Below are 2,089 nucleotides of genomic sequence, written 5' to 3' on the forward strand. Positions count from 1 at the left end.
GCATGACCGAATCGCTGGGCCCGATGGTCTACGCCGAGAACGAGGGCGAGGTGTTCCTCGGCCGCTCGGTTACCAAGACCACCAACATGAGCGAGTCGACCATGCAGAAGGTCGACGCCGAAGTGCGCCGCATCATCGACGAGCAGTACGCCCTGGCGCGCCGCCTGATCGAGGAGAATAGCGACAAGATGCATTCGATGGCCAAGGCCCTGCTCGAGTGGGAGACCATCGACTCCGAGCAACTCGACGACATCATGGCCGGCCGCGCACCGCGTCCGCCCAAGGACTGGACGCCGCGCATTCCGCCTTCGGGCAGCGGCGGCAGCGGCGGCACGCCGGCGGTGAACCCCGACCCGGCACCGACCGCCGCCTGAGCATGATGCTCTGGCAAGCAACGGGGCCACTGGCCCCGTTTTTTTTGGCTGGGTGCAAGGCGTGCGCGCCGCGCCGGGCCGCTCTCAAGCAAGCTCGCACCGCAGTGCGCAGCACGGAGCCTGCCCAATGAGCCGAGGCGTCTGGCGCACCGCGCGCTTCGCCATCGATCTGGCACGGCCGCAGGTGATGGGTATCGTCAACGTCACGCCCGATTCCTTTTCCGACGGCGGTGCGCACGCATCGACCCAGGCCGCAGTCGCGCACTGCATTCGGCTGGTCGAGGAGGGCGCCGACATCCTGGACATCGGCGGCGAGTCGACCCGGCCCGGCAGTCCGGCGGTGCCGCTCGACGCCGAGTTGGCGCGGGTGCTGCCGGTGGTGCGCGAAGCGCTGACGCTGCGGGTGCCGGTCTCGGTCGACACCTACAAGCCCGAAGTGATGCGTGCGGTGCTGGCGCTGGGCGCCGACATCGTCAACGACGTCTGGGCGCTGCGGCAGCCTGGCGCGATGCAGGCGGTGGCGGCGCATCCCGCCTGCGGAATCTGCCTGATGCACATGCACCGCGATCCGCAGACGATGCAAGCGACGCCGATGGAAGGCGACGTGGTCCCCGTGGTACGCGCCTTTCTCGAGCAGCAGGCCGAGGCCTTGCTGGCGCTGAAGGTCGACGCATCGCGCATCGTGCTCGACCCGGGCATCGGCTTCGGCAAGACCGTCGAACAGAATTTCGCACTGCTGGAGCGTCAGCGGGAGTTGCTTGTCGCGGGCTGGCCCCTGCTGGCCGGCTGGTCGCGCAAGTCCTCGCTCGGCGCGGTGACCGGCATCGAGCGGGCGAGCGAACGCATGGTGCCCAGCGTGGCCGCAGCCCTGATGGCGGTCGAACGGGGCGCCGCGATCGTGCGCGTGCACGATGTGCGCGAGACCGTCGCCGCGCTGGCCGTATGGCGGGCGATGAGGCAGGAACAACAAACAGAGGATCAACAGCAATGACGAGAAGATATTTCGGCACCGATGGCATCCGCGGCACGGTGGGCCAACCGCCGATCACGCCGGATTTCGTGCTGCGACTCGCTCATGCGGTCGGCCGCGTGCTCAAGAAGACCGAGGCGCGTCCCACGGTGCTGATTGGCAAGGACACGCGCATCTCGGGCTACATGCTCGAGTCGGCGCTCGAGTCCGGATTCAATTCGGCCGGCGTCGACGTGGTGTTGCTCGGGCCACTGCCCACGCCCGGTGTCGCCTACCTGACGCGCGCGCAGCGCGCCAGCCTGGGCGTGGTGATCAGCGCCAGCCACAACGCCTTTCCCGACAACGGCATCAAGTTCTTCAGCGCCCAGGGCACCAAGCTCAGCGACGAGTGGGAACTGGCGGTCGAGGCGGCGCTCGAGGAAGCGCCCGCCTGGGCCGACTCGGCCCAGCTCGGCAAGGCGCGCAGGCTCAATGACGCGCCCGGGCGCTACACCGAATTCTGCAAGAGCACCTTCGCCTACGACCTCACGCTGCGCGGCCTGAAGCTGGTGGTCGACGGCGCCCATGGCGCTGCCTACCAGGTGGCGCCACAGGTGTTCCATGAACTGGGCGCTGACGTGGTGAGCATCGGCTGCGCGCCCGACGGGCTCAACATCAACAAGGGCTTCGGCGCCACCCACCCGCAGGCACTGATCGATGCGGTGCGGGCGCAGGGCGCGCACTACGGCATCGCGCTCGATGGCGA

General features: G+C 68.6%; 2 protein-coding genes and 1 pseudogene. All 3 read left to right on the forward strand.

Annotated features, from left to right (window positions below):
• Positions 1-374: pseudogene (locus AC1D2K_RS33855) on the forward strand (ATP-dependent zinc metalloprotease FtsH); the annotation flags it as partial.
• 127 nt (positions 375-501) lie between these two features.
• Positions 502-1,365: a dihydropteroate synthase gene (gene folP, locus AC1D2K_RS33860; RefSeq protein WP_478094711.1), complete on the forward strand. Its 864-nt coding sequence runs from the start codon at positions 502-504 to the stop codon at positions 1,363-1,365.
• Positions 1,362-2,089, forward strand: a 728-nt coding sequence (locus AC1D2K_RS33865) for a phosphohexomutase domain-containing protein (RefSeq protein WP_478094712.1), incomplete at its 3' end; no start/stop codon positions are given. The genes folP and AC1D2K_RS33865, both read left to right, overlap by 4 nt.

This window comes from Variovorax sp. P1_H12_2 (assembly GCF_056405335.1).